The 26,095-nt window shown below is 68.3% G+C and carries 19 protein-coding genes; 15 read left to right on the forward strand and 4 right to left on the reverse strand.

Annotated features, from left to right (window positions below; translation table 11 throughout):
• Window positions 1-147 precede the first annotated feature (147 nt).
• Both NQ151_RS14165 and NQ151_RS14170 read right to left on the reverse strand, forming a co-directional pair.
• Window positions 148-363, reverse strand: coding sequence for a putative acetyltransferase (locus NQ151_RS14165; RefSeq protein WP_257508984.1), 216 nt, complete (start codon window positions 361-363; stop codon window positions 148-150).
• Window positions 357-1,862: an SDR family NAD(P)-dependent oxidoreductase gene (locus tag NQ151_RS14170; RefSeq protein WP_257528484.1), complete on the reverse strand. Its 1,506-nt coding sequence runs from the start codon at window positions 1,860-1,862 to the stop codon at window positions 357-359. The genes NQ151_RS14165 and NQ151_RS14170 overlap by 7 nt, the downstream gene beginning before the upstream one ends.
• A 25-nt stretch (window positions 1,863-1,887) precedes the next feature.
• On the opposite strand from NQ151_RS14170, the gene NQ151_RS14175 reads away from it, so the two are divergent.
• The 5 genes from NQ151_RS14175 to NQ151_RS14195 all read left to right on the forward strand — a co-directional run bounded on the left by NQ151_RS14175 (window position 1,888) and on the right by NQ151_RS14195 (window position 6,420).
• Window positions 1,888-2,304: an NUDIX hydrolase gene (locus NQ151_RS14175; protein ID WP_257528485.1), complete on the forward strand. Its 417-nt coding sequence runs from the start codon at window positions 1,888-1,890 to the stop codon at window positions 2,302-2,304.
• Between the two features lie 45 nt (window positions 2,305-2,349).
• Complete coding sequence (locus tag NQ151_RS14180; RefSeq protein WP_257508981.1) at window positions 2,350-2,823, forward strand: acyl-CoA thioesterase; 474 nt, start codon at window positions 2,350-2,352, stop codon at window positions 2,821-2,823.
• 8 nt (window positions 2,824-2,831) lie between these two features.
• Window positions 2,832-4,016: a MalY/PatB family protein gene (locus tag NQ151_RS14185; RefSeq protein WP_257528486.1), complete on the forward strand. Its 1,185-nt coding sequence runs from the start codon at window positions 2,832-2,834 to the stop codon at window positions 4,014-4,016.
• 85 nt (window positions 4,017-4,101) lie between these two features.
• A complete protein-coding gene (locus NQ151_RS14190) occupies window positions 4,102-5,175 on the forward strand; it encodes a hypothetical protein (protein ID WP_257528487.1) in 1,074 nt (357 codons plus the stop codon).
• 102 nt (window positions 5,176-5,277) lie between these two features.
• Window positions 5,278-6,420: a DUF3137 domain-containing protein gene (locus NQ151_RS14195; protein ID WP_257528488.1), complete on the forward strand. Its 1,143-nt coding sequence runs from the start codon at window positions 5,278-5,280 to the stop codon at window positions 6,418-6,420.
• A gap of 37 nt (window positions 6,421-6,457) precedes the next feature.
• Here NQ151_RS14195 and NQ151_RS14200 read toward each other — a convergent pair whose 3' ends face one another.
• A complete protein-coding gene (locus NQ151_RS14200; RefSeq protein ID WP_257528543.1) occupies window positions 6,458-9,244 on the reverse strand; it encodes an FAD-binding and (Fe-S)-binding domain-containing protein in 2,787 nt (928 codons plus the stop codon).
• Between the two features lie 65 nt (window positions 9,245-9,309).
• Window positions 9,310-10,998 carry an L-lactate permease gene (locus tag NQ151_RS14205; protein ID WP_257508978.1) on the reverse strand — a complete coding sequence of 563 codons (1,689 nt, stop codon included), beginning with the start codon at window positions 10,996-10,998 and terminating at the stop codon, window positions 9,310-9,312.
• A 162-nt stretch (window positions 10,999-11,160) separates the two neighbouring features.
• Between NQ151_RS14205 and NQ151_RS14210 the strand changes: the two genes are divergently transcribed.
• The 10 genes from NQ151_RS14210 (at window position 11,161) to NQ151_RS14255 (ending at window position 26,095) form a co-directional block, all read left to right on the forward strand.
• The gene (locus NQ151_RS14210) at window positions 11,161-11,853 is read left to right on the forward strand and encodes a GntR family transcriptional regulator (protein WP_308211163.1); all 693 of its coding nucleotides are present in this window, start codon (window positions 11,161-11,163) and stop codon (window positions 11,851-11,853) included.
• Window positions 11,854-11,967: 114 nt separating this feature from the next.
• On the forward strand, window positions 11,968-13,710 hold the full coding sequence (locus NQ151_RS14215; RefSeq protein WP_257528489.1) for a glycoside hydrolase family 9 protein: 1,743 nt from the start codon (window positions 11,968-11,970) through the stop codon (window positions 13,708-13,710).
• 88 nt (window positions 13,711-13,798) lie between these two features.
• On the forward strand, window positions 13,799-15,748 hold the full coding sequence (nagE, locus tag NQ151_RS14220; RefSeq protein ID WP_257528490.1) for an N-acetylglucosamine-specific PTS transporter subunit IIBC: 1,950 nt from the start codon (window positions 13,799-13,801) through the stop codon (window positions 15,746-15,748).
• Between the two features lie 267 nt (window positions 15,749-16,015).
• Entirely contained in the window at window positions 16,016-16,885 is an 870-nt protein-coding gene (locus NQ151_RS14225) for a carbohydrate ABC transporter permease (RefSeq protein ID WP_257508975.1), read from the forward strand.
• Window positions 16,882-17,763: a carbohydrate ABC transporter permease gene (locus NQ151_RS14230; protein ID WP_257508974.1), complete on the forward strand. Its 882-nt coding sequence runs from the start codon at window positions 16,882-16,884 to the stop codon at window positions 17,761-17,763. The genes NQ151_RS14225 and NQ151_RS14230 overlap by 4 nt, the downstream gene beginning before the upstream one ends.
• A gap of 46 nt (window positions 17,764-17,809) precedes the next feature.
• A complete protein-coding gene (locus NQ151_RS14235) occupies window positions 17,810-19,135 on the forward strand; it encodes an ABC transporter substrate-binding protein (protein WP_257508973.1) in 1,326 nt (441 codons plus the stop codon).
• Window positions 19,136-19,229: 94 nt separating this feature from the next.
• Window positions 19,230-20,699: a DUF3375 domain-containing protein gene (locus NQ151_RS14240; protein WP_257528491.1), complete on the forward strand. Its 1,470-nt coding sequence runs from the start codon at window positions 19,230-19,232 to the stop codon at window positions 20,697-20,699.
• Window positions 20,692-21,423: a DUF4194 domain-containing protein gene (locus NQ151_RS14245; RefSeq protein ID WP_257528492.1), complete on the forward strand. Its 732-nt coding sequence runs from the start codon at window positions 20,692-20,694 to the stop codon at window positions 21,421-21,423. The genes NQ151_RS14240 and NQ151_RS14245 overlap by 8 nt, the downstream gene beginning before the upstream one ends.
• Window positions 21,420-24,776 carry an ATP-binding protein gene (locus NQ151_RS14250; protein WP_257528493.1) on the forward strand — a complete coding sequence of 1,119 codons (3,357 nt, stop codon included), beginning with the start codon at window positions 21,420-21,422 and terminating at the stop codon, window positions 24,774-24,776. Before NQ151_RS14245 ends, NQ151_RS14250 begins: the two co-directional genes overlap by 4 nt.
• Before the next feature lie 77 nt (window positions 24,777-24,853).
• The gene (locus NQ151_RS14255; protein WP_257508969.1) at window positions 24,854-26,095 is read left to right on the forward strand and encodes a maltokinase N-terminal cap-like domain-containing protein; all 1,242 of its coding nucleotides are present in this window, start codon (window positions 24,854-24,856) and stop codon (window positions 26,093-26,095) included.

The raw sequence follows: 26,095 nt of genomic DNA on the forward strand, positions 1-26,095 counted from the left end.
AGGCCTTCGTGGTCATCGATCCGGTGCTGGTCGAGGCCGGATCGTGCAGCGCGTGCTCACGCTGCTCGACGCTGCGGGCTTCCCGTATGTGCTCTATCCCGACGTCGTGTGCCCCTGGCCCGCCCGCCTTCAGGTGCGCCGAGGGCGTCAGTCCGGGCGTCGCACGCGCGGCGCGGGAGGCGGGGGCACTTCCTTCGCGGCGACGATGTCGGCCACCGCGATGCGCTCGACGCCGCGCTTGCCGTCGACGACCACCGTCGTGGCATCCGCACTCAGCAGCTCGCCCAGCGCATCGGTCGCCTGGCCGGTGGGCAGCAGGTACCGCACCACGACGCGGTGGCCGGGCGCGGGCAGGTTCACCATGAGCCGGGCGCGTAGTCCTTGAGGAACACCCCGAACACGTCTTCGCCGGCTTCGCCGCGCACGATCGGGTCGTAGACGCGGGCGGCGCCGTCGACAAGGTCGAGCGGTGCGTGGAATCCCTCTTCGGCCAGGCGCACCTTGGTGGGGTGCGGGCGCTCGTCGGTGATCCAGCCGGTGTCGACGCTGGTCATCAGGATGCCGTCGGTCTCGAGCATTTCGCGCGCGCTCGTGCGCGTGAGCATGTTGACGGCCGCCTTGGCCATGTTGGTGTGCGGGTGACCGGGTCCCTTGTAACCGCGACCGAAGACACCCTCCATTGCGCTGACGTTCACGATGTAGGTGCGCCGCGCGGTGCTGGCCGCAAGCGACGGACGCAGCTTGGACACCAGCAGGAACGGCGCCGTCGTGTTCGCCAACTGCACCTCGAGCATCTCGAGCGGGTCGACCTCGTCGACGCGCTGGGTCCAGGAGTTGACGTGCTCGAGGTCGGGCAGCAGTCCCCCGGCATCGATCGCGGTGCCGGCGGCGAGCCGCTCGAGCGAACTGGAGCCGGCCGTCATCGCCTGCTCGGTCAGCTCGTCGGCGCGGGTGGCTGCCGCGGCGAGGATCGGGTGCGCGCTCACCGAACGCTCCAGGGCCTGCGGATGCCGGTCGTTGGTGTGCCCGAAGGTGACCAGTTCCGGCAGCGGCCCGTTCGGCAGCGGTGCCAGCTCGGCATCCACCAGGGGCTGATACGCACCCGGCGAGCGCCGCACGGTCTGCGTGGCGTTGTTGATCAGGATGTCCAAGGGCCCGGCCGCGGCGACGTCGTCGGCGAGGCCGATCACCTGAGCCGGGTCGCGCAGGTCGATGCCCACGATCTTGAGGCGGTGGATCCAGTCCGCGGAATCCGGAAGGCTGCTGAAGCGGCGCACCGCATCGCGCGGGAAGCGCGTGGTGATCGTGGTGTGGGCGCCGTCGCGCAGGAGACGCAGCGCGATGTACATGCCGATCTTGGCGCGGCCGCCGGTGAGCAGGGCGCGCCGACCGGTGAGGTCGGTGCGGGCCTCACGCTTGGCGTGACTCATCGCCGCGCATGCCGGGCAGAGCTGGTGGTAGAACGCGTCGACGACCGTGTACGGCTGCTTGCAGATGTAGCAGCCGCGTGCCTTGAGCAGCGTGCCCGCGGTCGGTGCGGTCGTGGCCGTCGAGATCGGGATGCCGCGGGTCTCGTCGTCGATCCGGTCGGGCGCGCCCGTGGCGGTGGCCGCGACCACGGCACGGTCGGCGTCGGCGATCGCGTCACGGATCTCCCGGCGGCGCACCTTCTTCACGGCCTTGAACATCGCCGCGGTCGCCTGGCGGACGGCGACGTAATCGGGGTGGGTCTGGTCGACCTCGTCCATGCCCGCAAGAACCTTCAGCGTGACCGCGAGATCCTCCGGGTCGATGCCGCTCGGCGGCAGGTCGGACGTGGTGGGAGTCACAGGGGGCACAAGTGATTCTACGTCCGGCCACATGGGCGAAACCTGTTACCGTGCCAGCGTGACCCCCACCCCCTCCGAACGCACGGCCGCCCGCAGCATCCATGTCTCGGCGGCGGTCATCGTCGATGACGACGGCCGGCTGCTGCTGGTGCGCAAGGCGGGGACCACGGCATTCATGCAGCCCGGCGGCAAACCCGAGCCGGGCGAGACGCCCAGCGAGACGCTCAGCCGGGAACTGGCCGAGGAGATCGGCATCCGCATTCCGGCCGATGATCTGCAGCCGCTCGGCGCGTTCGAGGCCCCCGCTGCCAATGAGCCCGGCTTCGTCGTGATCGCCGACGTGTTCGCCGCCGATATCGGCACGCAGCAGCCGCAGGTGGCCGCCGAGATCGCCGAACTGCGCTGGGTCACGCGGGCGGATGCCGACCAGCTCGAGATCGCGCCACTGGCGCGGGAGTACTTCCTACCGGCCTGAGAATGCCCCCGGCCGGCGCCCAACTGCGTCACGTACCGTTGAAGGATGACGAGCAAGGCTGAAGCATCCTGGTACTGGTCCGACGAAGGCGTGAACTTCCACACCCGCAAGTGGGTCCGCCCCGAGGACCTCAACGCGAACGGCACCCTGTTCGGCGGGAGCCTGCTGCGGTGGATCGATGAGGAAGCGGCGATCTACGCGATCCTGCAGCTGGGCAACTACCGCGTCGTCACCAAGTTCATCTCCGAGATCAACTTCGAAGCATCCGCCTTGCAGGGCGACCTGGTCGAGATGGGCCTCACCGCCACGCACTTCGGGAGGACGTCGCTGACCATGCGTGCCGTGGTGCGCAATATGATCACCCGAGAGCGCATCCTCACGATCGAGAAGATCGTGTTCGTCAGCCTCGACGATGACGGCAAGCCCAAGCCCCACGGATTCACCGACATCACCTACGACCGCGACCGCATGCCGCGCGAACATCTCGGTACCGGCACGGTCACGCTCCCCACGACCTGAGGAACACCGTGCCACAGCCCGACTACGACGCCCTCTCCGAATCCGACCTGCGAGCGGCGGGGAGCGTGAAGTGGTCGACGTTCCCGGACACGATCGGCGCGTTCGTCGCGGAGATGGACTTCGGTCTGGCTCCGGCGATCAACGAGGCGCTCCGGGGTGCCCTCGACCGCGGGCTGACCGGCTATCTGCCCACGCAGACGGCGACCGACATGGCTGAGGCCACGGCGGCCTGGTACGCCGAGGCATACGGGTGGGCGGTGCCGGCCGAGCGCGTGCGCCACGTTCCCGACGTCATCGCCGCCTTCGAGCTCGCGATCGAGAAGTTCACGAGCCCCGGCAGCGCCGTCATCGTGCCGACGCCGGCCTACATGCCGTTCCTGTTCGTGCCGCAGCTGCACGGGCGCGAGGTGATCGAAGTGCCGAGCATCGAGATCGATGGCCGCATGACCATGGACCTCGACGCCATCGGCCGCGCCTTCGACGACGGTGCCGGCATGGTCGTGCTGTGCAACCCGCACAACCCGCTCGGCACGGTGTTCCGCAGGGACGAGCTCGTCGCGCTGTCTGAGGTCGTCGCCGCCAAGGGCGGGCGGGTGTTCTCGGACGAGATCCACGCGCCGCTGGTCTACCGACCCGCCACGCACGTTCCCTATGCGTCCGTGTCCGACGTCGCGGCATCGCACACGATCACGGCCGCATCGGCGTCGAAGGCGTGGAACCTCGCGGGGCTGAAGTGCGCGCAGGTGATCCTCTCCAACGACGCGGATGCCGCGACGTGGGAGACGTTCGGCTTCTGGGCCGGCCACGGCACCTCGACGCTCGGCGTGATCGCCAACACCGCGGCATACTCCGCGGGGGCGCCCTGGCTTGCCGAGACGCGAGAGTACCTCGACGGCAATCGGCGGCTGCTCGCCGAACTGCTGGCCGAGCACGTGCCGCAGGCGCGGATGACGCTCCCCGAGGGCACCTACATCGCGCTGATCGACTTCCGCGCGTACGGTCTCGAGGGCGACCTCGGCGAGTGGTTCCGCGAGCACGCCGGAGTCGCCATGACCGACGGTGCCGCGTGCGGGCAGGCCGCGATCGGCCACACGCGGTTCGTATTCGCCCTGCCGCGTCCGCTCCTGCGTGAAGCGGTCATGCGCATCGCGCGCGCCCTCGACGGCCGCGCCACCACGTCAGCGGCGGCGTAACCGCAGAGTACGCGGGCGCGACCCCGGGGCAGATCACCCCAGCAGGGTGAGCACGGCGACGGCCGGCCCGGGCCACACTGTCGCCATGACTCTGCCCAGCGCAGCAGCACCTCCCGAGAGCGACGCGGTGCTCACGACGCGCCGGGCCGAATCAGACGCGGTGTATCTGGCCCTCGGCACCGGTGTCGCCGGTGGGGTCTACGGTTTCCTCGTCGCCACCATCTCGCCGTCACTCGCGCTGGCCGGCGAGCATCCCTTCGCCCTGTTGGCGGCCCTCGGCACGGCGATCGTCACCGCCGCCGCTTCGGGGCTCGCCTACTGGCGCGCGCGAGCTCGGGAGGGTCAGCAGTGGCGGCGCGATCTGCCCCGCTGGCAGTACGCCGTCAACACCCTGTCTGTGGTGATCGTCCACACCGTGCTGGGGTTCCTCTCCTGCTACGCCCTCTACCGGGTGCTGGCACTGGGGTTCATCGGGCTCTCCGTCATCGTGTTCTGGTCCGTCGTGCTCATGGCGGTGACGCTCGGGCTCGCGGTGTACATCTCCTATCTCTCCGCGGCGCGCATGAGCACCCAGCGCATGTCGGCGCTGCTCTTGGCCTTCATTGCCATCGGCGTGCTGACCTCGATGGTCACCAGTCCCGATCCGCAGTGGTGGCTCGTGCACTTCAGCAGGCTCGGCACCTTCGATGCCCCGTCGAGTCAGATCTTCAACGGCACGCTCATCGCGGCGGGACTGCTGGTCACCACATTCGCGGTGTACGTCGCCCACGACATGACCGACCTCGTGGGCCGCGGCGTGCTCGCGAATCCGCGCGCGCCGGGGTTCGTGTCCACGATGTTCGTGATCATGGGAGTCATGCTCGCCGGGGTCGGCATCTTCACCTTCGATGCCAATTTCATCCTGCACAACGTGTCCGCCTCCGGAATGGCGGCGATGTACCTGGTGCTCCTCATCACCGGGCCGAGGATGCTGCGCGGGATGCCGCGCAGCTACTTCGTCTCCTCCTGGGCCTACCTCGCCGCAACATTGACCTCGGTCGTGTTGTTCGCCGTCGGGTACTTCTCGCTGACGGCATTCGAGATCATCGTCTTTGCCGTGGTCTTCGGCTGGATCGCGGTGTTCATCCGCTTCCTCGGGGTCGCCGGCGCGCCCCGCTGAGGAACGCGTCGGCTCGATCGCGACATCGCGCCGCCTCGCCCGCCGATCGATGCTTGACTTAGCGGGCGAGCTGGGGGCGTTCCCTGCACGGCGAAGGGGACGATGACGGTGGATCTGCGTTGGCTGACCGCGCCGGAAGACGAGGTCGCGGCCGCGATGGCGACGGTGCGCCGCACGTCACGACCCAGCTGGGTGCCGACGAAGCGGCAGGTGCTGCTGCGGGTGAATCACTGCCTGATCCTCTGGTATCTCTGCATCGTCTTCATGGTCTACGGCATCAGCGTCGACTCCTATCACGGCGGCCAGGCCACCGCATCCGACATCACCGGACTCTTCGCGGCCATGGTGATCCTCGCGGTATGGCTCTTCGGCACCTACCGGATGCATGTCTGGGCGGCCAAGCCCCCGTCACCGCGCGCACGCCTCAAACAGTGGCGGCAGACCCTGACCGCTCTGGCGAACGGCTTCGAACAGCAGCCGCTTCAGGCCGCCACGTTCCGATCGATGATCACCACGGGCAACCCGGATGTGCGCGCGTACCCGCGATTCACGGCCTCCGACGTGGAGTTCGGCAACATCCTGCGCGGGGCCAATCGCTCCAGCGGATGGCAATACATCGCGGTCAAGCTGCCGGCACCGCTGCCGCACGTGATCCTCGACGCGACATCGAACAACCGGCTCGGTAGTGACCTGCCCACCACGATCGACCGCGGTCAGCGGATCTCGCTGGAGGGCGACTTCGACAGCTGGTTCCAGGCGTACTCGCCGGTGCAGTACCGGCAGGAAGCGCTCTACGTCCTCACGCCCGACGTGATGGCGGCTCTCATCGATGAGGCATCGCGCTTCAATGTCGAGATCGTCGATGACTTCCTCGTGTTCTTCACCTCGCCCAGTGCCGACTTCGCCGAGCCGGAGCACTGGCAGTCCCTTGACGGCATCCTCACCAACGTGGCCCCGCGCATCATCGCGAGAGCGCGCCGCTACGTCGATGAACGGGTCCCCGGCCAGGAGGTGCCGCGGGCGCTGGCCGCGGTGCGGGCCACGCTCGAAAACCCATCCGAGCCGTGGCGGCCGCCGACGCCCCGCATCGGGCCGGACGGACGCCGACTCGCGGTGCGTGAGCGCAACGGCCTGCTGTCCCTGCTCGGCGCCGTCGCATGGTGGGTCACGTCCCTGCTGCTGCTGTATCTGGTGCCGGGAACCTTCGCCTTCGCGGGGTTCATGTCCATCGTCGACGGGCGGTGAGCCGGGACCGCGCCCTCGCAGCGGTCCCGGCCACCCTCTACACCGCCGGGCGCGTCGCTTCCTCAAGGAGCTCCAGCACGTGGCGGTACTCCTTGCCGGTCGCGCGCGACATGCCGATCTCGCACGTGCGGTTGCACGATGCGTGGGCGTCGGCGTCCAGCGCCTTCACCTCGGCGGCCTCGGCGGCCGTGGCCGACGCAGTGAGCTCGGGATGAAGCATCCCGCGGTCACCGGCGAACCCGCAGCATCCCCACGCGTCGGGCACTGTCACTGTCGACGCGACGGCAGCGCCGACGGCGTTCAATGCCGGGTTCAGCCCCATCTGCGTGGACGAACAGGTCGGATGCAGCACGAGCGAGTCGACGATCGGTGACACCTCGCCCAGCACCGGCAGCACCAGGCGGGCGACGAAATCGACGGCATCCTCAGTGCGGTAGGTGAGCCCGGCGTCGGAGAAGATGTGCGCGAAGCCCTCCGTGCAGCTCGCGCCGTCGCTGACGATCACCAGTTCCCCATCGCCGGAGGCCTCCCGCACGGCGTCGACGACCCGCTTTGCCATCACGTCGCGCCCGCCCGTGAACCCCTTCGAGGTCCATGGCGTCGAACAGCACAGCGACTCGATCCCCTCGGGCACGAGCACGCGGATACCCGCCCGCTCCACCAGTCGAGTGAACGCCTCGGTCACCCCGATGCCGTCACCGGCCGCACCGAACATGCTGTTGACGCACGCCGGCAGGTACACCGCGATGGGGGCGCCATCTCCCCCGCCGAGGCATCCGACCTTCGACCGGCGCTTCTTGCCACCGGCCGGCAGATCGTCGGTGTAGTCGGGCATGGTGTCGGTGCCGACCACGGCACGGCCGACGGTCGTGACCGCTCGCACCAGTCCGGCCGGCACCGCGTCGGCCGCGGTCAGCGCGACCGAGCCGATCCGTGTGACCGGACCCCAGGCCTTCGCCGCCACCTTCCAGCCGGCATCGAGCACCGGGTTGGCCCCCTCGCGGCGCAGCCGCTTGACCAGCAGGCCGGTGTTGATGAGCACCGGGCAGGCGGTGACGCACATGCCGTCGACGGCGCAGGTCTCCACACCCGCGTAGTCGTAGTCGCGATCCAGCGACCGTGCCAGCGCGTGATCGCCCGCGGCCTCGGCTCGCACCATGGCGCGACGCACGACGATGCGCTGCCGCGGCGTGAGGGTGAGGTCTTTGGAAGGACACACCGGCTCGCAGTAGCCGCACTCGACGCAGCGGTCGACCTCGATCTCGACGGGCTCGGAGAGCTTGATGTCGCGCAGGTGAGCGTCGGTGCCGTCGTCGATGATCACGCCGGGGTTGAGGATGCCGGTGGGATCGCACAGCTGCTTGAGCTCGCGCATGACGTCGTACAGCTCGTCGCCGTACTGGCGCCGCACGTACGGTGCCATGACCCGCCCGGTGCCGTGCTCGGCCTTGAGGTTTCCGCCGGCCCCCAGCACCAGGTCGACCATGTCGTCGGTGAACCCGACGAACCGGCCGAGCGCGGCGTCGCCCTCGAAGCGATCGGTCAGCATGAAGTGGATGTTGCCGTCCTTCGCGTGACCGAAGATGACGCTGTTGCGGTAGCCGTACTGCTCGAACAGCACCTGCAGCGACTCGCAGGTCGACGCCAGCGACGGCACCGGCACGACGATGTCCTCCAGCAGCGCCGTCGTCCCGCTGGGGCGGGCTCCGGCGACCGTCGTGTAGAGGCCCTTGCGCAGCTTCCACGCCGTAGCGCGGGTGGCCGCATCGGGCGAGAACACCGCGGGCGCCCGCAGCGGGGCACCGCCGAGCACCTGAGCACCGCGGGCCGTGAGTGCGGCGAGTTCCTCGTCGCTTCCCCCCTGGTACTCCACCAGCAGCGCGGCCTCGGCGGTGACGTCGAACCCGAGGATCTGCGTGGGCGCGTCGGCGAACGACTGGCCCACCCGGATGCTGGTGGCATCCATCAGCTCGAGCGTCGCCGCCCCCGTCGCCACCAGGTCGGGCAGGGCCCGCGTGGCGTCATCGAGCGTGGCGAACACGGCCAGCGCCGTGCTCGCCTTCGGCATGATCGGCACGGTGCGGTAGGTCGCCTCGGCGATGAACGCGAGGGTTCCTTCGCTGCCGATCAGCAGGTGCGTGAGCACCTCGACCGGGGACTCGAAGTCAACGAACGCGTTGACGCCGTAGCCCATCGTGTTCTTCATGGCGAACTGCCGCGCGATGATCGCGACCGACTCCGGGTTCTGGCGCACCCGACGCTGCAGGCGCACGATCCCCTCGAACAGCTCCGGCTCGCTCTCCTTGAGTCGCGCATCGGCGTCGGGCGCGGCGGAGTCGACGGTCGTCCCCGACGGCAGCACGAAGATGAGCGACTCGAGCGTGCGGTAGGTGTTCTCGGTGATGCCGCACGCCATGCCGCTGGAGTTGTTGGCGACAACCCCGCCGATCGTGCAGGCCGCATCGCTCGCCGGATCCGGACCGAGCCGGCGGCCGTGGCGCAGCAGGCGCATGTTGACCTGCCGCACCGTGGCACCCGGCTGCACCCGCACGCGCTTGCCGCCGTCGAGCACCTCGATGTGGCGGAAACCCTGGCGCGTGTCGATGAGCAGGTCATCCCCGGACGACTGTCCTGACAGGCTCGTGCCTCCCGATCGGAACGTCACGCGGGACCCGCTGGCGCTCGCGGCGCGCAGCACCCGGGCGATCTCGGCGGCATCCTCGGCCACAATGACCGCGTTCGGGGTGAGCAGGAAGTGCGAGGCATCGGCGGCGTACGACACACGGTCGATCGCACGGGTCTTGATGCGGGATGCCTCGCCCATCGCCCCTCGCACGGCGGCGGGGACGCTGCCTTCGAGAGGGATGGTACGAGCTTGCGTGGCGGTACTCACAGTCCCGGCACCATCCAGCCGAGTACCGGCGTCGACTGCAGGTAGACGAACCCGGTGAACACTGCGAGCAGGCCCAGGCTCCACCAGATGAGCTTGCGGAACAGGTCGCCCTCCTTGCCCGCCATGGACGCGGCGGCTGCCGCGACAGCGAGGTTCTGCGGCGAGAGCATCTTGCCCAGCACGCCGGCGGACGAGTTGGTCGCGGCCATGAGGACCGGGCTGATGCCGGCCTTCTCGGCGGCGGTGACCTGCAGCAGACCGAACAACGCGTTGGACGAGGTGTCCGATCCGGTGATGGCGACACCGAGCCAGCCGATCATCGGCGACAGCAGCGCGAAGAACCCGCCCGTGGCTGCGAGTGCGGCACCGAGGCTCTGGGTCTGACCGGAGAAGTTCATGACGTAGGCGAGCGCCAGCACTGCCACGACCGTGAGGATCGTGAACCGCAGCTGGTGCAGCGTCTCGCCGTAGGCGGCGACGGCGTCTCGCAGGGAGACTTTGTACAGCAGCGCGACGATGATGCCCGACAGCAGCAGCAGTGTGCCGCCGGTGCCGATCACGTTGAGCGAGTAGGTCGTGGAGACCGGGTCGCCTGCCGCGTTGGTGATCGAAAGGCCCGGCCACGGGAAGGCGAGCGTCGCCACCTCGGCGATGGCCTTCTTGATCACGGGGATCTGTGCGACGGAGAACACCGCGATGATCACGACGTAGGGCATGACCGCGTTCCAGGTGAGGTTGCCGCTCGAACGCGTGGTGCGGTCGATGCGCACTGCCTCGGCGACCTGCACGGCAGTACCGCCACCGCTGCGCGTTCCACCGGACGCGCCTGCCACGGCGTCGGTGCCGCTTTCGGTGTCGAACCCGACCGTGGTGGCCGGCTTCCAGAAGCGCAGCATGACCAGCACCGCGATGACGGTGACGACCGATGCGACGACGTCGGTGATCTCGACGGCGATGAAGTTGGCGGTGACGAACTGGGATACCGCGAACGCGATGCCCGCGACGAGGGCGACGGGCCACGTCTGCCGCAGGCCACGCTTGCCGTCGACGATGAACACCAGGATGAGCGGCACGAACATGGCGAGGAACGGCGTCTGACGGCCGGCCATCTGCGAGAGCAGGTGCACGTCGATGCCCGTCACGCCCGACAGCGCGATGATCGGTGCGGCCATGGCTCCGAACGCGACGGGAGCCGTGTTGGCCAGCAGCGAGACGATGGCCGCCTTCAGCGGCGCCATTCCGGCTGCGATGAGCATGGCGATCGAGATGGCCACCGGCGCACCGAACCCGGCGAGCGACTCCAGCAGCGCTCCGAAGCAGAAGGCGATGAGGATCGCGAGGATCCGCTGGTCGTTGCTGATCGCGCGGACCCGGTCACCCAGCACCTCGAACCAGCCGGTGATGATCGTGAGCCGGTACACCCACATCGCGTTGACGAGGATCCACAGGATCGGGACGATCCCGTACAACGCGCCCTCGAACGTGGCACTGAGTGTCTGCAGCGGTGGCATCTGCCACACCAGCACGGCGAACAGGATCGTCAGGGCGAGACCGGTCAGCGCGGCTTTCCACGCTTTGACCCGGAACACCCCCAGCATCACGAACAGCGTGGCGAGCGGAATGACGGCAACAAGCGCAGAGAGCGCTAGGGATCCGAACACCGGATCGAGTATCTGCTGGAACAACGAGGACTCCCCTTCGAGTCGGAATAGCGCGCATCCTTTGCGCGACTCGATGTTATTGTCTGACAAGTGCACATGTAAGTCAAGTATCCGTGTAAGTCAAGTACCCATGTCAGCCTGGAGGTACCCTGGTCCTACCGCCGTTTTCTGCGCGGAGAACGGAGCGTGAGAATATTGGTCGCTCGGATCGCCGTCGTCTCGGTCATCGATGCAGTAACAGAAGAGCTTCGCCGCCGCGTTCTGTCCGGCGAGCTTGCCCCCGACACGACGCTGGGTGAGGTCGAGATCGCGGAGACCTACGCCGTCGCGAGACCGACAGCGAAGGCGGCGATCGAGAACCTCGTGCGCGAACGCCTGCTGGAACGTAGGGCCCACAAGACCGCCCGGGTCGTGCGCCTCACGCCCGACGACGCGCGCGACATCTATCGCACCCGCGCCATCATCGAGGCAGAGGTGCTGCGGATCCTCGCCACCGAAAAGCGCGTGCCCGATGCCGCACGCAGCGCGAACCGCGAGATCGCCGCGCTGGTCGATGCCTCGCCATTGGAGATCGTGGACCCCGACATGCGGTTCCACCGCAGCCTGGTCGACGCGCTGAGCAGCGTGCGCACCAGCGGCGTCTACGAGTCCCTCGCCTCGGAGGTCGTCTTCTGCATGTCGCAGGTGCAGGGGGCATCGCTCCTGCCCACCGAACTGATCGCGGGTGAGCACGAGCGGATGCTCGAGCTCATCGAAGCGGGCGACGGCGACGCGGCGGCGGCGTTGCTCGAACTGCACCTCGGCCGCGCGCGTGAGCGGCTGGCCGCACGCCTCGGCGGCGTCGCCGGCCCCGAGGCATCCGCGCCCTCCACCCTCTGACGAGCGGGCCGCTCGGCGTGCCCCTCCCCCCGTGAGACCGCAGCTGGTGGCCGAGACCGAAACAACCACGATCGTGAGCGCGCGGAACGCGGTCGCGTCTCATAAAGTCGAGGCGTGGGTTGGCCGCCGTGGGTGCTTGAGGATGTGATCGCGCGCCGTCCAGCGATACGTGTCAACCAACTCGGGTATCTACCGGGGCAGCCGCTTCAGGCGACGCTGGTGTCCGAAAGGTCGGACGCGGTCGACTTCGCGGTGATCGACGAGGACGGGACCGTCGTATCCACGGGCCGCTCGCAGCCCTGGCCGATTCGGCCGGAGCCTGGCTCCGCACTGACGGTCCACACTTTGGAATCCGCCGGCATCGCCGCACCCGGCAGCTGCCTGCGCTTGACCTCTGCGGGGTTCGGCAGCCATCCGTTCCGGGTCGCGGAGGACATCTATGCAGGTCTGTTCGCGGACTCGCTGCGCGTGTTTCGGCTGATGCGGTCCGGCATCCCGGTTACCGAGGACGTCCTACCGGGCTATTCCCGACCCGCGGGGCACGTGAACACGCCTCCGAATAGCGGCGATGCGGCGGTCGCGGCATGGACAGGACCGGAGGCGGAAAGGTTGTACCCCGGCTGGCACTGCGAGGGCACGTTCGACGTCTCAGGGGGCTGGTACGACGCGGGCGACTACGGAAAGTACATGACCAGCGGCAGTATCGCGTGCTGGCAGCTGCTCGGCATCCTGGATTTCCTTCCGCCGTCGACGGCACCCGATTCGATCGTCACTGCCGTGCGGGAGGAGTGCCGCTGGCAGCTCGACTGGATGCTGCGCATGCAGATGCCTGCGCGCGAGCCGTTGCCGGGGATGGCGTTTCACCGGATACATGGGACGGCGTGGCCTCCACTTCCCGGACTGCCCCACGACGATCCCACGCTTCGTGTGCTGCACCGCCCGTCCACTGCGGCGACATTTCACCTCGCCTCAGTTGCCGCGCACGGCGCGAGGCAGTTCCGAGAGGCCGATCCGACCTTCGCAGACCGCCTGATGGCAGCAGCGACGAGGGCGTATGACGCTGCGATCGCACACCCGAACCTGCTCGCGCCCGACGATCACGCGCTTTTCGGAGGCGGCCCCTATCCAGACGAGGATCCGTCCGACGATCACTACTGGGCCAGCGCGGAACTGTGGATCGCGACGCACGAGGCGCGTTATCTCGAGCAGCTCGCTGGATCAGCCTGGCACAACTCCGACGTCTTCGATCTCGACGGGTTCGACTTCGACCGTGTCGCCGCGCCGGGCAGATTGGACCTTGCCCTCCACGGCTTCCCGCTTCCCGGACTCGCGAACGTGCGGGACAGCGTCATCGCCGCCGCCGACCGTTTGCTGACTGTGGCCGCCGGCCAACCATGGGGCCAGCCCTACGCTCCGGATGCCGGCTGGGGGTGGGGTTCGAACGGGCGCCTGCTCAACAATCTCGTCGTGATTGCCGTTGCTTCGCTGCTCACCGACGAAGAGCGCTATCGGGCTGCCGTTGCAGCAGGCATGAGCTATCTGCTGGGTCGCAATCCGCTGGGGCAGAGCTACATCACCGGCTACGGCACAGACGACACGCGCCATCAGCGGACACGGCAGTTCGGGCACGATCTCGATGATTCCCTGCCGCCTTCGCCGCCCGGCGCGCTCGCGGGAGGGCCGAACTCGCAGCCGCATCCGGACTTCCCCTACGATGACCGCTTGCGGGGGCTCCCCGCGCAGTGTTGCTACGTGGACGAACCGACTTCCGAGGTCACCAACGACATCTGCATCCGCTGGAACGCACCCCTGACCTACATCGCCGCCTTCCTCACGTACCGAGCACGACGCAGATAAGCCACACCCATCGCCCGTCGTCTGAGAGCATTTCTCCGTGGATGTCGACAATCGAGTCCACGGGTGATCAGCGAGCGCGGAGGCAACCATGAAGTTCTTGCAGAGGCTCGGACGGTCCATCATGCTTCCGGTGGCCGTGCTGCCGGTGGCAGCGATCCTGTCCGGCATCGGGTACTGGATCACGTCGGCGGCGGGGGCGAACCTCGTCTCGACCTTCCTGAGCGCGGCGGGCGGTGCGCTCCTGGACAACATGCCGCTGCTGTTCGCGGTGGGCATCGCGCTGGGGATGGCGAGTAAATCCGACGGCACGGCTGCGCTGGCAGGACTGGTGTCGTGGCTGGTGGTCACGACCCTGCTCAAGCCGGAGACCGTGGCGCTGCTCACCGGCGTCGGTGACGTCAATGAGGTGGACCCGGCGTTCCTGCGGCTGCAGAACGTGTTCGTCGGCATCATCTGCGGCCTCATCGGCGCGTGGTGCTACGACCGCTTCAAGGACACCCGGTTGCCCGACGCCCTGTCGTTCTTCTCGGGCAAGCGTTCCGTCGCCATCGTGACCGCCGGCTTCTCGCTCATCGTCGCGATCGCACTGTTCTTCATCTGGCCCTTCGTGTACACGGGGCTGGTTGTCTTCGGAGAGTGGATCGTGACGCTCGGGCCGCTCGGCACCGGCATCTACGGGTTCCTCAACCGTCTCCTCATCCCGGTCGGCCTGCACCACGCACTCAACTCGGTGTTCTGGTTCGACGTGGCCGGTATCAACGACCTCAACAACTTCCTCGCCGGCGAGGGCACCTATGGCGTCACCGGCCAGTACATGACCGGCTTCTTCCCGGTGATGATGTTCGGCCTGCCGGGCGCGGCGCTGGCGATGTACCTCACCGCCAAGACCCGGCGCAAGAAGATCGCCTACGGCATCCTGCTCTCCGGCGCGATCTCCTCGTTCTTCGTGGGGGTCACCGAACCGCTCGAGTTCGCCTTCATGTTCCTGGCCCCGGTGCTCTACCTCGTGCACGCGGTGTTCATGGGCATCTCGATGGCCATCAGCGCGATACTGCCGGTGCGGATGGGCTTCGGGTTCTCCGGCGGCTTCATCGACCTGGTGCTCGGCTGGACCAACCCCATGGCTCAGAACCCCTGGCTCATCCCGGTGATGGGCGTCTTCTGGTTCATCGTCTACTTCGCCGTCTTCTACTTCTTCATCAAGCGGTTCAACCTCAAAACGCCGGGGCGCGAGGACGACGACATCCTCGAAGAGGGCACCGAGTTCGACACGCGCAGCAAGGACGACGCGTACCTCGTCACCGCCTCCCGCTTCCTCGACGCGCTCGGCGGTAAGGACAACATCGTCGACCTCGACAACTGCGCGACTCGACTGCGAATGGAGGTCGCCGACGTCAGCAAGGTCGACGACACCGCACTCAAGCGCGCCGGCGCCGCCGGCACCATGAAGCCCGGCGGCACGTCCGTGCAGGTCGTCTACGGGCTGAACGTGCAGTTCGTGAAGGATGCCATGGAGGACATCATGTCCGGCCGGGCGGTGGCGCCCTCGGGTGCCGCTCCCGAGCGGGCATCGACGGCACCGGGCGCATCGTTGGATGCCGGCGGTGCGGCAGTGCTCACCGACGCACCGCCGACCACGGTGCGGCTGCGGCAGCCCGTCGAGGGCCGCGTCGTGCCGCTCACCGAGGTTCCGGATGCCACCTTCGCCGAGGCGATCATGGGCCCGGGGCTCGCGATCGAGCCGACCGGCGACACCGTCATCGCACCCGCCGACGCGACGATCGGCGCGACCTTCGACACCGGCCACGCGATCGCCCTCGTGCTGGGCGACGGCACCGAGCTGCTCATCCACGTGGGGATCGACACGGTCGCGATGAAGGGCGACGGATTCGACACCCTGGTCGAGAAGGGCCAGCGCGTCACCGAGGGCACACCGCTGCTGCGATTCGACCGGGCGAGGATCGCCGCCGCGGGGCATCCGGCGATCACGCCCGTCGTCATTCTCAACAACGCGAACGCGACCATCGAGTTCACATAAGGGCGAAACACTCTCGACCAATCGAGGCGAATGCCGTTAGCCCACGAGCGCGGCGCGCGGCGGCCACGGACCGGTAGCCACGCGAACCGAGGGCCGTCGCGCGCGCCATCATCAGCGAATCGTCCAGGTACTGCGTCGATTACGCACGCCGTCTGTCGCATTCACAAAGTTAACGTGATGAGAGCCCATTCGAGACCCAGAGAAGAGCACCCTCACATGGCAGTCATCGTCGACAGTCGGCGCACGCGCGGCCGACGCAGATCCGCCATGACAGCGACCACACGCACGGGGTGGCTGTTCGTGCTCCCGTTTGTCGTGGTGTTTCTCATCGGCATTGTCGCGCCTGTCGTCTACGCGCTCTTCCTGAGCTTGTTCCGCACGACCTTCGTCGGCGGCGAGCAGTTCGTCGGCTTCGAGAACTACATGTATGTCTTCACCGACCCGTCGTTCTGGGGTGGCATCGGGCGCGTGGTGGCGTTCATGCTGGTGCAGATCCCGCTCATGCTCGGTATCGGGCTGTTGGCGGCTCTCGCGATCGACAGTGGACGGCTCCACCTGTCCGGCATGTGGCGCATTCTCCTCTTTCTCCCTTACGCGGTTCCGGGAGTCGTCGCCGTGCTCATCTGGGGGTTCGTGTACGGACCCCGGTACGGTCTCGTCGGGACGATGAACGACGCCCTGGGGATGGATCTGCTCATCCCGCTGTCGCCGCAATGGGTGCTCGCTGCGATCGCGAACATCGTGACGTGGTCATTCGCCGGGTACAACATGCTGATCTTCTATTCCGCCCTCCGCACGATTCCGGAGGAGCTGTACGAAGCCGCCTCGCTGGACGGGGCAGGAGCGATCCGAACGATCTTCGCGGTCAAGATCCCCGCACTGCGCGGTGCCCTGGTGATCACATCCATGTTCTCCGTCATCGGAAGCTTCCAACTGTTCAACGAGCCAAACCTCCTGCGGCCTCTCGCGCCCAACGTCATCACGAGCGACTTCACCCCGACCCTGTACGCGTACAACCTGTCCTTCGCAGGACAGCAATACAACCTCTCGGCCACGGTCGCCATCGTCCTGGGAATCATCACCGCGGTGATCGCCTACACGGTGCAGCTGCGCGGCATGCGGGCGGAGCAGCGATGAGCGCCAAGACTTCCGCTGTCCGCGGCCGTCGACCCATACAGCGCCGTTCGCCGATTCTCACGCTCGTCGTCGCGATGCTCGGCATCTACACCCTGCTCCCACTCGCCTACCTCGTCATCAATGCGAGCAAGTCCTCCAGCGACTTCTTCTCCACATTCGGATTGTCATTCGGATCGTCGTTCGAGCTCTTCAACAACATCGGCCGCGTGTTCGCCTACGACGACGGCGTCTTTGCGCGGTGGTTCGGAAACACCCTCATCTACGTCGTCCTCGGGGGTGCGGGTAGTGCCATCATCTCCACGCTCGCAGGCTACGGAATCGCGAAGTACGCGTTCCGCGGACGTCGGGCATTGTTCGCCGTGATCATCGGTGCTGTCGCGATCCCCGGGACCGCTTTGGCTCTGCCCACCTTCCTGCTGTTCAGCAACCTGGGGATGACGAACACCATCTGGGCCGTCATCATCCCGTCTCTCGTGAACCCCTTCGGGCTCTACCTCACGTGGGTGTACGCCACCGAAGCGGTCCCCGATCAGCTCCTCGAGGCCGCGCGCCTGGACGGGTCTGGGGAATTTCGCACCTTCTGGTCGATCGCGCTGCGCTTGCTGGGCCCAGGGTTCGTGACGGTATTGCTCTTCTCTGTCGTCGCCACGTGGAACAACTACTTCCTGCCGCTCATCATGCTGACCGACCCGAAGCTCTATCCCCTCACGGTCGGCCTCGCGCAATGGAATGCCCAGTCCACCGGCACGAATGCCGAGCCCATCCAGACTCTGGTCCTGACCGGTTCCCTCCTCGCTGTCATCCCCCTCATCGTGGTCTTCCTGCTGCTCCAGCGCTTCTGGCAGTCGGGTCTCGCGGCGGGAAGCGTCAAGCAGTGACCACCACAGCATCCACCCACCCCCACGCACCAGACAAAGGAGCAGAATGCGTACCACCACACGGTTGATCGCCCTCACGGCGTCCCTCGGACTCGTCGCAGCCATCGCCGGCTGCGCGTCGACGGACGATGCCGCAGGCGCCCCCACCGACATCGAGACCGCGCTCGAAGAGGGAGGCACTCTCACCTTCTGGTCGTGGGCGACGGCATCACAGGCGAAGGCGGATGCCTTCACCGCCAAGTACCCGAACGTCACGATCGAGTACGTCAATGCCGGCAGCGGCCTTGACCAGTACGCGAAGATCGAGAACGCTCTCAAGGCGGGATCTGGCGCACCCGACGTCGCGCAGTTCGAGTACACGGCGATGCCGCAATTCGCCCTCGGTGGCGATCTCGCCGACCTGACCGCGTTCGGCTTCGACGAGCTCGAGTCGGAGTTCGCTGCCGGCCCATGGAGCTCAGTTCAGTACGGCGATGCCGTGTACGCACTTCCCGAGGACTCGGGTCCCATGGCGCTGTTCTACAACGCCCGCGTGTTCGAGCAGTTCGGCATCGCGGTGCCGACGACGTGGGATGAGTACGTCACCGCGGCAGAGACGCTTCACGCGGCGGACTCCAACTACTACCTGACGTCGGACGGCGGCGACGGACTGTTCGTGAGCAGCATGACCTGGCAGGCCGGCGGCCACCCGTACCAGGTGGATGGCGAAGACATCACGATCGACCTCCAGGACGAGGGGTCACGCAAGTGGACCGCCGTGTGGAACCAGTTGTTGGAGAACGGGCTGCTCTCGCCCACACCCTCGTGGACCGATGACTGGTACAAGCAGCTCGGCAACGGCGAAATCGCTTCACTCGTGAGCGGCGCGTGGATGCCGGGCCTCCTCGAGTCGGCCGCTCCTGAGGCTGCCGGTGACTGGCGTGTCGCACCGATGCCCACCTACGACGGCGGCGACCCGGTGTCGGCGAACTTCGGTGGCAGCGCGATGGCGGTGCTGGAGTCGAGCGAGAACAAAGCGCTCGCCGCGGCGTTCGTGGAGTTCATGAATGCCGACGCTGAGGGTGTCGCGCTGCTCGTGGAGAACGGTGCTTTCCCGTCGACGATCGAGGCACTCACGTCGCCCTCTCTGATCGACGTAGAGAACGCCTACTTCGGCGGGCAGAAGGTCAACGAAGTGCTGCTCGCCGCCTCTGAGGCGGTGCCGTCCGGATGGCAGTACCTCCCCTACCAGAGCTACGCGCAGTCGATCTTCGGCGATACCGCGGGGCAGGCGTATGCGAACCAGACTGACCTGAACGACGGCCTGAAGGCGTGGCAGGACGCTCTGGTCACCTACGGTAACCAGCAGGGATTCACCGTCAACGGAGGCTGAACCTCTCTCGGGCGGGCGCTGGAGTCGTGACGGCTCCAGCGCCCGCCCCTGTCACAGCCGCCAGGACCAGGGCCGTCAACTAGTCTTGTCTGCGATGTCGAACACTCGCGCTGAAGCCGCGTATCAGCGCTCGGTCGCAGCGTTCCGAAACCCGACGCTGGACCTCCTCCACGGCCGCCACGCGCCGTTCGTCGTCGCGGTGCTGTCGATCGTCTTCACCGCCGATCGTCCGGCGGTCGCCGTCTCCGACGCCCACGCCGAGATCGGCGAGGCGATCGAGGAGCTGCGCGCCGCCGGCTACGACGAAGACGAGCGGCGGCTTCCATCCGGGAGCGCGCGCGAGATCTGCCGGCACTGGGTGCGGGTCGGGTGGCTGGCACCGCAGATCGAGAACGACATCGAGGTCTACCGGCTCACGGCCCACGCCGTGGGTGCGCTGGAAATCGCGGGACGCGCGGGCGGCGGCCGCGCTCGAGTGTCGCGCTCACGGGTGCGCACGCTGCTGGAGGCGGTCGATCGGCTGGCTCGCGACGCCGAGTCCGACCCGGAGCAACGCATCGCGATGCTGACGGCCGAGCGCGACGCCCTCGATGCGGAGATCGTCCGGCTCCGCAACGACGAGGCGGAGCCCATCGACGACGAGCAGCTGTTCGAAGAGGCCGAGAACGTGCTGCATCTCGCCCGCGAACTGCCTGCGGACTTCTCCCGCGTCGCCGAGTCGATCAAGGCCATGCAGCGGGACGTCGTCGCTGACCTGCGCCGTGACGTGCGCCCCACCGGCGAGATCCTCCGCGAGTACCTGCAGCGGGGTCGACACGTCATGCAGGCGACCTCGGAAGGCCGCGCCTTCGAAGGCGCCCTGCGCCTCATCGGCGACCCGGAGCACATCGACCGCCTCACGACCCAGCTGCACAACCTGCTCGCGCAGCCGTTCGCCCGATTCATGGCGCCCGGGCAGCGCGCCGATCTCAACGCGATCGGGCAGCAGGTCGAAAAGGGCGTGCACGAGGTGCTGACGGCCCAGCGCCGCGCGTCACGGGTGATCACCGCCCAGGTGCGCACCCACGATCCGCTCCGCGACCGGCAGGTCGACGAACTGCTGCGCAGCGTCATGTCCGGACTCCACGTGTGGATGCAGGGTTCCAAGCCCGGCGACCGCGTCGAGCCGCTGCACACGTTCCCCGTGGCCGATATCGGGCACCTGCGGCAGTCGCTCAGCGACCTGCACCCGCCGGGAGCCCCGGCCCCCCTGGCGGGGCCGGAGGATGTCGAGTTCGTGGATGCCGACACGCGCGCGTGGGGCGGCCCGCGATACGTCGAACTCGAAGCGTACGTGGCAACCCTCGGCGACCGGTTCGACCTTGCCAGCGCCTTCGAAGGCGCCGACGATGACACCCGCCGCCCCGTCGATCTGCTGGGGCTGCTGGAGATCGCCCACCGCAACGGCATGACCGAGAGCGACGAGATCTCCGTCGCCGAGGCGCGACGCCCCGACGGCACGAGCCGTCGGTTCGCCTTCGGCGGCGTCACCGCGAGCACAGTGAAAGAGCCCGAGCATGACTGACCTCCCGATCACCGAGGACCTCCCCACCGACGAGCCGTTCATCGCTCCCGTCGCGATGGAGTACGACCCGGAGCAGCTGTTTCCCGGCGACCGCGGCGTGCTCGACCCCGACGCGCGGCGCGTGCTCGTGCGTCTGCTGCAGCGCCGCTTTCTCCTTGCCGACCGCAACCGGAGCGAGTGGACCGTGCTGATGGACCATAGGCACGCGATCGAGTCCCGCCTCAACGATCTGTTCGTGCGGCTCGTCGTCGACCACGACCGCGGCGTCGCCTACAAGGAGCAGGTGCGATCGGATGAACTCGAGATCCCGATCCTCCTCCGCGACGAGGCATACTCCCGCGCCGAGACGCTCGTGCTCGTGCACCTGCGCACCGTCTATCAGCGCGAGACCACTGCCGGTGAGCCGTCAGCCCGCGTCGACGTCGAAGACATCGAGCAGACCGTGCTGACCTACTTCGCCGAGGCAGACGGCAGCACCGCCCGCCGCCAGAAGGCGATCAGGGCCGCCGTGGCACGGCTCCGCCAAGACGGCATCATCGAAGAGGAGTCGGAGGGCCGCTTCCGCATCAGCCCCCTCGTGGAGATCCTGCTCAGCTCCGAGCGGCTGCGGGAGCTGCGCGATTGGCTCGACGAGCAGTCGGCGCGCTCCGGCGCGATCGATCTAGACGAGTCAGACGAACCCGATGGCATGGATGCCGACAGCTACGCGGAGGCCGCACTGTGACCATGCTCGACACCCTCTTCGGCCTCATCCCCGCGGCATCCCGAGGCCAGCAATGGGTCGCCGATGAACTGCAGCTGGTCAACTGGGGCGGGTACGACGGCGCCCACCGTGTGCGTTTCTCCCCCACCGCGACCTTGCTCTGCGGTGGGTCGGGTTCGGGCAAGTCGACGCTCATGGATGCCTATGTCGCGCTCATGATGCCGCACACCACTCCCTTCAACGGCGCCTCCAACGGTGCCGTCGTCGGGCGGCCGCGCGGTCAGGAGCAGCGCAACATCCTCTCCTACGGTCGCGGGAAGATCGACGAGACCCGCACCGAGGACGGCACGAAGCTGACCGTCCTGCGCGGCGACGGCACCGACACGTGGACCGCCATCTCGATGACCTGGCTCGATCACGACGGCTCCCGCTTCACGGCGGTGCGCGCCTGGTACATCCCGGCAACCGCCCGCCACCTCGAAGACACCGTCCGCGTCCGCGCGACCGTCACGGGCCGGTTCGACCTGGGCTCGCTGGAAGCGGCGGCAGCGCAGCGGCTGACGGATGCCGCGGTCAAGAGTGCGGGCCTGGACACCGTCGCCACCGACCGCGAGTTCTCCGCGCGCCTGCACTCCGTGCTCGGCATCGGCGCGGCGGGAGCCGGCACCAAGGCGATGAGCCTGCTCGCCCGCATCCAGGCCGGTCAGCAGATCACCACCGTGGACGACCTCTACAAGAGGATGGTGCTCGAAGAGCCCGAGACGATGGCCACCGCCGACGCCGTCGTCGCGCACTTCGACGGCCTCGAGAGCACCCGCAGCCGCATGCTGACCGCACAGCAGCAGGTGCGCGCACTGGAGCCGATCCGCTCGGCGCGGGCACGCATCGGGGAGGCCGCGGAACGGCTGCGCCTGATCGATGAGATCGGCCGGTTCACCGAGCCGGATTCCCTCGCAACGCTGTGGCGCGCCTCCCGCCGCCTGGACCTGCTGCGAGACGTCGAGGCGGAACTGCAGACGGCCACGCACGCCGCCGACGCCAAAGTGCGTGAGCACCAGGCGATGGCGGATGCCGCAGACCTCGAGCGGGAAGGGCTCGGCGAAGTGCTGCGCGCCGCCGGCGGCGATCGCCTGGAGACCGCGCATCGCGAACTGCGCGCGCTGGAGCGCCGGCTCGACGATGCGACGCGGAAGCGGGAGCGGCTGGACGCGGCGCTCGGCGTCCTGCAGGCGCAGATCGCCTCGGCGCGGGAGTTCGAGGCGCTGTCCGACCGTGCCCGCAGTGCGCTCGCAGACCCCGATGCGAAGGCCACGCTGCGCGAGGCGTACGGGCAGGCGATCGGCGCGAGGAACGCGCTGGTCACCCGCGTGAGCGAGCTCGTGACTGAACGTCGCGAAGCGGCGGACCGCCACGACAACATCCCCGCCCGGCTCCGCGACTCCCGGGAGCTGCTGGCGCGGGCGGCCGGGCTCGACTCCGATCAGCTGCCTTTCGTGGGCGAACTGGTCGAGGTGCGCACCGAGTTCGAGCCGTGGCGGGAGGCGTTCAACCTCGCGCTCGGCGGGTTCGCCACGACGCTGCTCATCGACGCCACCCACCTGCCGGCGTTCCGGGCCGCCATCGACACCGTGCGCACGCCGGAGCGGCTGCGCTACGAGGGCGTGCACGCCGACCTCCCCGAGGCGGGGGCCGATGACCCGCAGACGCTGCCGGGACGGCTCGACTTCAAGAGCACGCGGTTCACCGGCTGGCTGCAGGACGAACTGTCGCGCCGATTCGGCTACGTCTGCGTCGACACGTCCGCCGAGCTGTCGGCACACCGCATGGCGCTCACGATCGCCGGGCAGACCTCGCAGGGCGCCCGCGGCGCGCACGGTGGGCACGGCCGCCGCAACGTCCTGGGGTTCTCGACCCATCGTCGCATCGGCGAGCTCGAGGCCCAGCTGGCAGCGGTGCGCGGCGAACTGGCGGTCGCTCAGACGGCGACGCTGGATGCCGCAGCCGAGCTGGATGCGCTCGACGCTCGACGCGGTGCCTACGACAAGATCCAGGATCTGACGTGGGACCAGGTCGACGTGGCATCCCTCGAGCAGGAGCGCGCGCGCTGGAGCGCGATCATCGAGGAGGTGACCGCCGACAATCCCACGATCGCCGGCATCCAGTCGCAGATCGCCGCCAAGCGAGCCCACGCCGCCCAGCTTCGCGAGGGGATCGGCCGCGCCAAGGCCGAGCAGCAGCGCCTGGCCGATGCGTGGGCCGCCACCACCGATGAGGTCGATCTGGCCCAAGCCGCGGTCGATTCGGCTGAGGATGCCGGGCGCGCACTGACCGACGACCAGACGGCGTACCTCGACGGCCAGTTCCTGTTGCCCGACAGCACGGGTGCGTCCACGCGCACGCAGGATCTGACCCGCTTCGACGCCGCCCTCGACTCGGCGTCCCGGCGCTTCGCCGAAGATCAGCGTGCAGCCCAGGAGGCCGTCGGCGAACAGCGCGACAGCCTGCGCCGCACCCTGGCGGGCTTCCTCGACCGCTGGCCCAACCCCAACCTGCTGGCCGATCCCGACCACTCACTGGGGGATTTCGAGCGCATCCTCGCCGACCTCGAGACCAGCGGTCTGCACGAGCTCGAGGCGGAGTGGCGGGACAGCCTGCTGAAGCTGTCGGGCAACGACCTCACCAACCTCGACTCCACGCTCGGCCGGTCGCTGCGCGAGATCCGCGATCGCATCGAGCCGATCAACCTGATCATGCAGGACCTGCCGTTCTACGACGACGACCACCGCCTGCAGATCTCGCCGCGCGAAAACCAGTCGGAAGCACGGCGACGGTTCCGCAAGGAGCTGCGCGAGGTGCGCGGACTCATCGACGCCGCGACGACGGACGAGGACCGCGAGCGCGTCTACCAGCGGATGGCGCGCCTGATCAACCGCCTCCGCCGCACCGCTCCCGACTTCGCCGACCTCATCGACGTGCGCAACCACGTGCGCGTGAGCGCCGAACGCATCCACGCCGGGACCCAGCAACACGTCGCCCTCTACGACCACATCGGGGAGAAGTCCGGCGGCGAATCGCAGGAGCTCATCGCCTTCATCGTCGGCGCCGCACTGCGCTACCAACTGGGGGATGCCGGCTCCCAGCGCCCGCGCTACGCGCCGGTATTCCTCGACGAGGCGCTCATCAAGGCCGACGCACACTTCACCAAGCGTGCGATCGGCGCGTGGCGGGGGCTGGGGTTCCAGCTCATCATCGGTGCGCCCAACGACAAGTACAGCGCGATCGAACCGCACGTGGACGTCGAGTACGACATCCTCAAGGACACCCACGGCCGCTCGTGGGCCAAGCCGAAGGTGGGACTGCCCGCCGGGGCGTGACCCGCGACGCGGTACTACGTCGCAGGCCTGTTCGTCCACCCCTTTCTTTCAAGACCCTATGTGCGTCATGGTAGAGGGTGCATTTCACGGATGAACTCAACGCTTGGGTCGCACGGCAGCGGTGGTACGCGGGCAAGAGCCACGAACCACGGTTCCGGATCCTCGACGTCCAGCCCGCCCCCGGGGCCAACCGCTACCTACTCATGGACGACGCCGGGTCGACACCGGCGCTCTACCACGTGCCTCTGGCGCTCGTCGCGACGCCCGCCGATGGCGACGCCGTCGTTTGCCACACCCCCGATGGCTATCTCATCGATGCGACGCGGCATCCCGCGTTCGCGGTCGGAACGCTCGCGGAGATGGGCGTCGATGTCAGCCGGGTGACCGGCTCCCGGGTGCTGTCGGCCGAGCAGTCCAACACGTCGATCGTCTACGACCAGGACGGCGAACCAACGATCATCCTCAAGCTCTTCCGCACCCTTCACCACGGCGAGAATCCCGACGTCACCGTCCAGCGCGTGCTGAGCGACGCCGGGTCGCCGTATGTGCCGGGATTCCTGGGGAGCCTGGACGCCGAATGGCCCGATGCCGGGCGCGAGTCGGGTGTCGCCCGCGGCACCCTGGGGTTCGCGCAGGAATTCCTCCGCGGCGTGCGGGACGGGTGGGCGGTTGCGCTGGACGCGGCGCGGGATCGGCAGGACTTCACCGCGGCCGCGCGCGAGCTCGGGACCGCCGTTGCCGGCGTGCACGGAGCTCTCGGTGCGGCACTGGGGACAGTGGATGCCGGACCTGACGAGGTGGCGGCGATGGGCGCCACCTGGCGGCGGCGCCTGGCGATCGCCGGGGCCGAGGTCCCCGCGGTCGCCGACCGACGCGCGGCGATCGACGCCGTCTACCAGGCGGCGCTCGAGCGACCCTGGCCACGGCTGCAGCGCATCCACGGCGACCTGCACCTCGGCCAGGTGCTCGCGGTGCCCCACGGGGGATGGCGCATGGTCGACTTCGAGGGCGAGCCCCTTCGGCCGATGCACGAGCGCGCCGCCCCGGATCTTCCTCCCCGCGACGTCGCCGGCATGCTGCGCTCCTTCGACTACGCCGGTGCGGTCGGTGGCGGTCCGGAAGCGGGCGGCTGGGCGGCGGCCTGCCGTGCGGCGTTCGTCGACGCCTACTCCGGCGCGCCGGGCTCAGTCGCGCTCGACCCCCAGTTGCTGAAGGCGCTGGTACTCGACAAGGCGGTCTACGAGGCGATCTACGAGGCCCGCAATCGGCCGGACTGGCTGCCCGTACCTCTCGCGGGCATCGACAGCGCCCTCGCCTGA

This window comes from Microbacterium sp. zg-YB36 (assembly GCF_024623575.2).
Taxonomy (GTDB): domain Bacteria; phylum Actinomycetota; class Actinomycetes; order Actinomycetales; family Microbacteriaceae; genus Microbacterium.

Bases quoted from the DNA above. Each gene is read 5' to 3' on its own strand.
- NQ151_RS14180 (WP_257508981.1), top strand. From the start codon at position 2,350: ATGACGAGCAAGGCTGAAGCATCCTGGTACTGGTCCGACGAAGGCGTG.
- NQ151_RS14235 (WP_257508973.1), top strand. From the start codon at position 17,810: ATGCGTACCACCACACGGTTGATCGCCCTCACGGCGTCCCTCGGACTC.
- NQ151_RS14195 (WP_257528488.1), top strand. From the start codon at position 5,278: ATGACGGTGGATCTGCGTTGGCTGACCGCGCCGGAAGACGAGGTCGCG.
- NQ151_RS14230 (WP_257508974.1), top strand. From the start codon at position 16,882: ATGAGCGCCAAGACTTCCGCTGTCCGCGGCCGTCGACCCATACAGCGC.
- NQ151_RS14225 (WP_257508975.1), top strand. From the start codon at position 16,016: ATGACAGCGACCACACGCACGGGGTGGCTGTTCGTGCTCCCGTTTGTC.
- NQ151_RS14170 (WP_257528484.1), bottom strand. From the start codon at position 1,862: ATGTGGCCGGACGTAGAATCACTTGTGCCCCCTGTGACTCCCACCACG.
- NQ151_RS14245 (WP_257528492.1), top strand. From the start codon at position 20,692: ATGACTGACCTCCCGATCACCGAGGACCTCCCCACCGACGAGCCGTTC.
- NQ151_RS14200 (WP_257528543.1), bottom strand. From the start codon at position 9,244: ATGGGCGAGGCATCCCGCATCAAGACCCGTGCGATCGACCGTGTGTCG.
- NQ151_RS14190 (WP_257528487.1), top strand. From the start codon at position 4,102: ATGACTCTGCCCAGCGCAGCAGCACCTCCCGAGAGCGACGCGGTGCTC.
- nagE (WP_257528490.1), top strand. From the start codon at position 13,799: ATGAAGTTCTTGCAGAGGCTCGGACGGTCCATCATGCTTCCGGTGGCC.
- NQ151_RS14240 (WP_257528491.1), top strand. From the start codon at position 19,230: ATGTCGAACACTCGCGCTGAAGCCGCGTATCAGCGCTCGGTCGCAGCG.
- NQ151_RS14165 (WP_257508984.1), bottom strand. From the start codon at position 363: ATGGTGAACCTGCCCGCGCCCGGCCACCGCGTCGTGGTGCGGTACCTG.